The sequence below is a fragment of the Secundilactobacillus angelensis genome (genome assembly GCF_012641075.1).
GTDB lineage: Bacteria > Bacillota > Bacilli > Lactobacillales > Lactobacillaceae > Secundilactobacillus > Secundilactobacillus angelensis.
Genome location: NZ_JAAXLJ010000024.1, coordinates 26,601 through 34,224, shown reverse-complemented (window position 1 = coordinate 34,224; position 7,624 = coordinate 26,601). Strand labels below are relative to the sequence as shown.

At 44.4% G+C, this 7,624-nt stretch carries 7 protein-coding genes; 6 read left to right on the top strand and 1 reads right to left on the bottom strand.

All coding sequences use genetic code 11. The features are described from left to right. Window positions 1–194 precede the first annotated feature (194 nt). Window positions 195–2,420 (top strand): alpha-galactosidase, encoded by a 2,226-nt coding sequence (locus tag HC026_RS10830; protein ID WP_211089479.1) that lies wholly within the window; start codon window positions 195–197, stop codon window positions 2,418–2,420. A 58-nt stretch (window positions 2,421–2,478) separates the two neighbouring features. On the opposite strand, the gene HC026_RS10825 is transcribed toward HC026_RS10830, so the two are convergent. Continuing rightward, on the bottom strand, window positions 2,479–3,489 hold the full coding sequence (locus tag HC026_RS10825; RefSeq protein ID WP_168925945.1) for an aldo/keto reductase: 1,011 nt from the start codon (window positions 3,487–3,489) through the stop codon (window positions 2,479–2,481). Between the two features lie 168 nt (window positions 3,490–3,657). On the opposite strand from HC026_RS10825, the gene HC026_RS10820 reads away from it, so the two are divergent. From HC026_RS10820 to HC026_RS10800, 5 genes are all read left to right on the top strand, one after another. Continuing rightward, window positions 3,658–4,365, top strand: coding sequence for an AzlC family ABC transporter permease (locus HC026_RS10820; protein WP_168925944.1), 708 nt, complete (start codon window positions 3,658–3,660; stop codon window positions 4,363–4,365). Beyond that, window positions 4,352–4,678, top strand: coding sequence for an AzlD domain-containing protein (locus HC026_RS10815; protein WP_168925943.1), 327 nt, complete (start codon window positions 4,352–4,354; stop codon window positions 4,676–4,678). The genes HC026_RS10820 and HC026_RS10815 overlap by 14 nt, the downstream gene beginning before the upstream one ends. A 138-nt stretch (window positions 4,679–4,816) precedes the next feature. Further along, on the top strand, window positions 4,817–5,602 hold the full coding sequence (locus HC026_RS10810; protein WP_232843730.1) for a DUF975 family protein: 786 nt from the start codon (window positions 4,817–4,819) through the stop codon (window positions 5,600–5,602). A 100-nt stretch (window positions 5,603–5,702) separates the two neighbouring features. Further along, window positions 5,703–6,926 (top strand): MFS transporter, encoded by a 1,224-nt coding sequence (locus HC026_RS10805; protein WP_168925942.1) that lies wholly within the window; start codon window positions 5,703–5,705, stop codon window positions 6,924–6,926. Window positions 6,927–7,024: 98 nt separating this feature from the next. Then, entirely contained in the window at window positions 7,025–7,573 is a 549-nt protein-coding gene (locus HC026_RS10800; RefSeq protein ID WP_168925941.1) for a TetR/AcrR family transcriptional regulator, read from the top strand. The last annotated feature ends 51 nt before the right edge of the window (window positions 7,574–7,624 follow it).

Here is a 7,624-nt window from a genome sequence, read left to right as displayed (position 1 = left end):
TGCCCCTACATGCAGGTCTCTGCCTTGGAGAACACGTTTAATCTAGATAGGGGACAACAATCATAAACCCCGGTCTTGGGTTTGTGTTGCCTTGCCCCTGCATGCAGGTCTCTGCCTTGGAGAACACGTTTAATCTAGATGAGACTTTTCCACGTTCAGCTCACCAACCTAAACATCGAAAGGAGTCACCAAAATTGGCCATTCACGTCGACGAAAAGAATCAAACGTTTCACCTACAAACAGACCATACCAGTTATATTTTTCAAGTTTTGGCTCATGGTATTTTAGCTCAGGTATATTATGGAAAGAAAATCCACGTTAAACCACAATATCCCGATTTATTGCAGCATGAAATGAAAACGGATACACCGGCATATTCGCTAGATGAGCCTACCTTCCAAAAAGGGGACTTGAAGCAGGAATATGCTGATACAGGAACCGGCGACTTTCGACGCCCAGCATATCAAGTGTCACAGGCAAATGGCAGTCGGATTACTGATTTTCAGTATGATCACTATGAGGTTGTACAGGGAAAGAAACGGTTGCCAGGATTACCATCAACCTTCGATGATACCGAGGATGATGCTGAAACACTGATTATTCATCTGACTGACCAGTTAATTCAACTGGATCTTGAGTTAAGCTATACCGTTTTCCCGCATCAAGACGTGATTGTCCGCAGTGCTAACTTCAAGAACCATGGGGTTGAACCGGTGACCTTGGAAGCGGCCCTCAGCGCACAGCTTGATTTACCCGATAAACACTATGACTTAATTCAATTTTCAGGTACTTGGGCACGGGAGCGACATTTGATTCGCACGCCGCTACGATCTGGAATTCAAGCTTTAGATTCGGTACGAACAACTTCCAGTCCACAACAAAATCCCTTCATGATGCTGGCGCGGCCCAATACGACTGATGATGCGGGTGACGTTTTTGGTTTTAACCTCATTTATTCGGGTGATTTCTTAGATCAAGTCGAAGTAGACCAGTGGGATGTTAGCCGAGTGCTGGTGGGGATCAATCCATCGGAATTTGAATGGCAATTAGCACCGGATAAGGAATTTCAGACGCCTGAAGCCATTTTAAGTTACACTGCCGATGGCATGAACCAGTTGAGTCAGCAGCTAGCTGATTTTTACGGCAAGCATCTGGTTGATCCCAAGTATCGGCGGATGGAACGGCCAATTTTGGTTAACAATTGGGAAGCCACTTACTTTGATTTTGACGAGCCGAAACTGTTAACCATTGCCAAACAAGCCAAAAAATTGGGGATTGAAATGTTTGTCCTCGACGATGGCTGGTTTGGTCACCGAGATGACGATCACACGTCATTAGGGGATTGGTTTGTTGATCAAAAGAAACTGCCAGACGGTATTGGCGCCTTTGCGGGTGAAGTGCACAATCTGGGATTAGAGTTTGGCCTTTGGTTTGAACCAGAAATGATTTCAATCGATAGCGAGTTGTATCAAAAACACCCAGAATGGCTGATTCACGCACCAAAGCGTAGGGCAACACCTGGTCGAAACCAGTATGTATTAGATTTTAGTCGGCCAGAGGTTGTCGATTACATTTACGAGATGATGAGTCAGGTTATTGAAGACACCAAGTTGGATTATATTAAGTGGGATATGAACCGTTATATCACGGAGATGTTTAGTGCCAATTTGCCAGCTGACAGACAGTTGGAAATGCCGCACCGCTATATTCTCGGGGTTTATAACTTGTATGAACGGCTTACGAAAGCTTATCCGGACGTCTTATTTGAATCCTGCGCGTCTGGTGGTGGTCGGTTCGATCTGGGCATGATGTATTACGCACCACAGGCATGGACCAGTGACGATACAGATGCAGTGGAACGACTCAAAATTCAGTTTGGCACCAGTTATGGTTATCCGCAGTCAATGATGGGGGCCCACGTTTCGGCAGTTCCTAATGAGCAAACGGGTCGAATCACCTCGTTAGAAACCAGAGCTAACGTTGCCTTCTATGGTGCCTTTGGTTACGAATTAGATATTTCGAAGATGTCTGATGAGGAAGCTGAGCAAGTTAAAGAACAAGTTGCCTTTTATAAGCAGCATCGCGCACTGTATCAATTCGGTAAGCTCTACCGCCTGGACAGTCCGTTTGACGGTGACGGTAACGTGATGAGCTGGGTGGTGGTTGATGATCAGCAGGATCACGCGATTGCAACCCGATATCAGCTGTTGAATCATCCCAATGCACCATATGATCGGCTGTACTTGCGGGGATTAAATCCTGACAAGCAGTACCGGATCAATGACAGTGAGGAAACCTACTATGGTGACGAACTCATGAACGCCGGTATCTTTGTTGGCAGTGAGTTCGATGACTCGGTGACGGTTAAACAGTCGGCGGATTTCAGTTCACGCAGATTCATGATTAATGTTGTTAAATAACTAGAAAATCCGATTATCGGTCAAAATGACTGATAATCGGATTTTTTTATTTTCACCATTATGCCCAGTCAATTGCAGGCTGTTTGCTCAAAATATGATCAATGGTTGAAAGTTCTTTATCAGAGAACTTCAAGTTGTCCAAGGCTTTGACGTTATCAACCAACTGTTGTGGCCGGCTGGCACCAACTAAGACGCAAGCCAATTCTGGTTCCCGTAAGTTCCATGCTAATGCCATTTCAGCAAGGGTTTGATGACGGGATTCAGCGACTTCATTGAGTGCCTTCACCGTTTTTAGGGTTTGTTCAACTTGACTGGGTTCAAGGAACGGACTGGTTGATTTAGCAGCTCGTGAGTTCTTAGGAATCCCATTGAGGTACTTGTCAGTAAGCAGTCCCTGGCAAAGTGAACTGAATCCGGCAGCCGCTTTGTGGTACTTCTTCAAAACCGGGAAGAGGTCACTTTCCACACCACGGTTGAACATATTATAGCGCGGCTGGTGAACCACAAAGGGGGTGTGCATGTCTTCAAAGCACTTAATGATAGCCTCGGTTTGGGCACCACTGTAGTTGGAAATCCCCACGTAGAGTGCTTTACCTTCACGAACTAGGCTGTCTAACGCTTGCGCCGTTTCGTAAACGTTGGTTTCAGGATCAGGACGGTGACTGTAGAAAATATCCACGTAGTCTAAGCCCATGCGTTTGAGACTTTGATCAGCACTAGCCATGATGCTTTTGCGGGAACCCCAATTGCCGTAAGGTCCGTCCCACATTTCATAACCTGCCTTGCTGGCAATGACCATTTGATCACGGTAAGGTTTCATATCGGTGGCCATGATTCGGCCGAAGTTTTCTTCTGCGCTGCCGGGTTCAGGGCTGTAATTATTAGCTAGATCAAAATAAGTGATGCCAAGGTCAAATGCTTGCTGGACGATGGCGCGTTGATTTTCGTACGCGTCAACGCTGCCAAAGTTATGCCAGAAGCCTAAACCAATGGCGGATAGTTTCAAACCGCTGTCACCTAGTCGATTGTAGACCATGGTGTCATAGCGGTTGGGGTTTGCTTCATACATTCCCAATTACCTCCTAATTGAATAAGTAAACGATTTCATTATAACGCACTTACAAGTAGTCTTAAAAGTTGGATTAGATTCGGTTAATGCCCGATAAAACCGTTGTTGACACGCTTATAGTGAACCCGTAGAATGAAAACATCAGTGAAAAATGAGGAGATGATGAGAGTGACCGGAGACTTGGACATGAGGTCAGCACTGAAAGAAACGCTACCGACCGTGTTTGGTTACATAGGGATTGCCTTAGCTTTTGGAATCACAGCCCGCGCAAATGGTCTGAGTGTTTTAGAAATATTTTTGATGTCATTAATTACATATGCCGGCTCCGCTGAATTCGTGATTGTTAGTTTAATTGCACTGCATGCTGGTATCGGTTCTATCGTGATGTCCGTCTTCTTGGTGAATGCACGGATGATTTTGATGAGTACGGTTGTGGCACCTTATTTGTCTAAAGAAAGTATGGCAAAGAATATTTGGGCCGGGACTCTGCTAACAGATGAGACTTTCGCGTTAAGTATGAACAAGCTTAATTTTACGGATCATCAACTTAACTTTAGGTGGCTAGATACAGCTAACATTTTTGCTTATTTGGTTTGGGGCTTCACTTCTGCCATTGGCGGGATGCTGGGCAATTTAATCAATAATCCCGAAAAGTATGGCTTTAGTTTTGCCTTAGTTGCCATGTTCATTGGGCTGTTGTACCTGCAGATGATTTCTGATCGGGCAATCAAGCTGACCATTCAATTTATCGTGGTTATTTTTGTGGCCGTTTTGATGTTTTTAGGGATGAAATGGCTCCCGCAAAACGGGCTGCTATTAGTCGTAACGTTACTTGGTTGCGGATTTGGGGTGGTGTTAAAGCATGGCACTAAATAGTTATGTATTGCTGGTTATTTTAGGGAGCGGTCTGGTGACCTGGTTATCTCGGGTGGTCCCGTTTATTTTGCTGAAGCAATTTAAGCTGCCAAAAGTGGTGGTTAACTTTCTCGGCTTCGTGCCGATTTGTATCATGACCGCCCTGTGGATGGAAAGTCTGCTTATTCAGCACTTAGGACAGTTTCCAACTCTAAATGTGCCCAACGCGCTTGCCAGTATTCCGACACTGATCAGCGCCATGATCAGTAAAAATTTGCTGATCATTGTGATTGTTGGTGTGATCTCCCTGGCCGTTATCAATTTGGTCATGTAGTGAACCGCCGTTATTGTTTATGTTTCATTTATCGTCAAATTGACACATTTCTGTAATATTAGTATACTTTCATAGGAGTGTCCGCTTAGTTGTATTATTTTGGGACAGTAGGCCAAATTTGAGAGGAGAATTTTTATTATGCAAGAGGAGACAATGACGAGTCGGCGACGACAGTTGAAAAGGGACGCTAAGGGGTTTCTAGATTCCAACTTTAGTTTTTATTTGCTCTTATTCTTACCAGTTTATATTTTGGGGATAGCTAGCTTTTTTGGCAGCATGGCTTTTAATTTGAATGACAACACTGCAGGAGGTAACTGGCTGAGTCTGTTGAGTCTCGTGTCGTCACTACTGGCAGTCGGTATTTCCTTTGTGATGATCGATCTGCAACGGGGAGTCGGCGAGTTTTCCGAACCAGTCAGCAAGTCGTTTACGATTTTCAATCGTGGCGCTTATTTTCTCGGTTCATTAGCACTGATGATTATTGTGTGGATCTTTACTTTTCTTTGGAGTCTCTTATTGATCGTGCCAGGAATTGTTAAGTCTTTGGCTTATTCTCAGGCCATCTTCATCTATCGTGATTATCTGGATCAGGGTAAGAAAATTGGGTTTCTAGAAGCCATCACCTTGAGCCGAAAAATGATGGATGGTCACAAATGGGAATATTTTGTCATGGGATTGAGCTTCATTGGCTGGAGCCTCGCATGTATCATCGTTATTCCAATCATCTGGGTATATCCGTACATGAATCAGACCTTTGCTAACTTCTATGTAAAATTGGCAGCTGAAGGTGCTGAAACCACGGATGATGGGCCAACAATCGTCACGTCAGATGATTCAGGCAAATCAAAATCAGGATCCGCACCAACCGAGACTTTCTATCCGGATTCCAAGTCGCATTCAGACGATGATTTACATCAGGAATAGTCAATAATTGAGATGAGGAAGGTGCTGTTATAGCACCTTTTTTAGTTGACCTAAGTGATAGAATACTAGTATGTGACAACTACATATTGAGGATGATTAGATGGCAAAAGCAGAAAAAACACCACAGTGGCAACGAAACCTATATGCTCTGTGGCTGGGTAATTTTATTACGGGGGCTGGTTCAAGTATGAGCCTGCCGTTTTTACCGTTGTTTATTAGTGAAATGGGGAATTTCCCTAAATGGGAATTAACTTTATATGCTGGCTTGGCATTTTCCGGTACTTTCTTGAGCCAGGCAATCGTATCACCGTTTTGGGGTAAATTAGCCGACAGAACCGGGCGGAAGCCAATGTTGATGCGAGCTGCACTGGGGATGACCATTACCGCAACGTTGACCGGTTTTTCACCCAGTGTTTGGATATTGATTACCTTGCGGGTGATTCAGGGTGGTTTTTCGGGTTACATTAATAACGCTTATGCGCTAATGGCCAGTGAAGTGCCAACCAGCAAGAGTGGTCAAACCATGGGGACGTTAACTACTGGGAGTGTCGGCGGCATGCTGGTCGGGCCCATTATTGGTGGTTACATTGCCGGACTATTCGGTTATCGAATTCCGTTCTTTATCTTTGGTGGGATGATGCTGATTGCGTCATTTATAACCTTGTTCTTCGTTAAAGAAGACTTTAAGCCTTTGGACAACCCCAAATATGCTGAACGGAGCGCCTTTACTGGTATCAAGCACGTTCGGGTCGTATGGGCAATGATTCTATCATCGATGCTGATTCAAGCGGCTACGACCTCCATTAATCCCATCATTAGTTTATTTGTAAAAGAGTTGATGCATGGTCGTGGCAACATTGCAATGACTAGTGGGGTGATTGCTGCCTTGCCGGGGATTGCCACTTTGATCGCAGCACCTCGTTTAGGTGCACTGGGCGACCACATTGGCCCGCGGAAAGTGCTCGTTGCTGGGTTGATTTTCTGTGCTGCGATGTTTTTACCGATGTTCTTTGTTCAAACCGTCGTCAGTTTAGGTATTTTTCGGTTTCTTGTCGGAATCTCCGACGCAGCGTTGTTGCCAATTACCCAAACCGTCATGACGTTGGCAACACCAAAAGAATCTATCAGCCGGATTTTTAGTTATAATCAGTCGGCGCAAGCAATTGGTTCAGTTATTGGACCGATGCTAGCTTCTGGAGTTGCTGGTATTTTAGATTATCGCTACGTCTTTTTAATGACAACTGGTCTAGTCCTTATCAACCTTGCGATTGTGATGTGGGCATATAAATCCGATTATAGAACGGTTAGGAAATCCCATCATTAAGGGCTTTTTGCTTGAATAAGAGTGATGAAATGAGTACAATTCTCCTAGAATTAGTTGATAATGGCAATTAATATTAAGAGAGAATTGGAGAATTAACCATGGGTAAAGCACAAGAGAGAACCCGGCGCCAAATTTTAAGTGCCTTTTTAGATCTTTTAGGTGAAAAACCGTATGATATGATTAGTGTTTCGGAAATTTCTGTGGCGAGTTTCATCACGCGCAGTACGTTTTACCGTTATTTTCCCGATAAAAACAGCTTATTGATGGCGGAGATCGAAGATACCGTTCAACGGCGGACACCCGATCAGCCATTATTGGTTCAGTTTGTTGAATATGTTGAGGCTTACTGGCCGGTTTTACGGAACCTGATGCCTACCCGTCAGAGCCGCTCAGACCTTCACGAAATTCTAAATCAAATCTTGTGGGAGTTGATTCAGCGACGGGTTGATGATGGCCCACAAGACGACCCAGTGATCACCACTATTCAGCGTTCACCCAATAAGGAGATCATGATTAGTGCGATTGAAGGTATGCTGATGGGCATCCTGGAACGCTACGTAGTTAAGGGAAGTTCGGAGGTTGATCACAAGCAATTAGAAGCTGCCGTTCGTGAAATTAACAGTTTGTTTCAACTACAGAGTCAGTAGTCTTGAGCCACACATTTAACTGTGTGGCTTTTTTGTTTCATTTCTTAATGA

Bases quoted from the DNA above. Each gene is read 5' to 3' on its own strand.
- HC026_RS10810 (WP_232843730.1), top strand. From the start codon at position 4,817: ATGCAAGAGGAGACAATGACGAGTCGGCGACGACAGTTGAAAAGGGAC.
- HC026_RS10825 (WP_168925945.1), bottom strand. From the start codon at position 3,489: ATGTATGAAGCAAACCCCAACCGCTATGACACCATGGTCTACAATCGA.
- HC026_RS10815 (WP_168925943.1), top strand. From the start codon at position 4,352: ATGGCACTAAATAGTTATGTATTGCTGGTTATTTTAGGGAGCGGTCTG.
- HC026_RS10805 (WP_168925942.1), top strand. From the start codon at position 5,703: ATGGCAAAAGCAGAAAAAACACCACAGTGGCAACGAAACCTATATGCT.
- HC026_RS10800 (WP_168925941.1), top strand. From the start codon at position 7,025: ATGGGTAAAGCACAAGAGAGAACCCGGCGCCAAATTTTAAGTGCCTTT.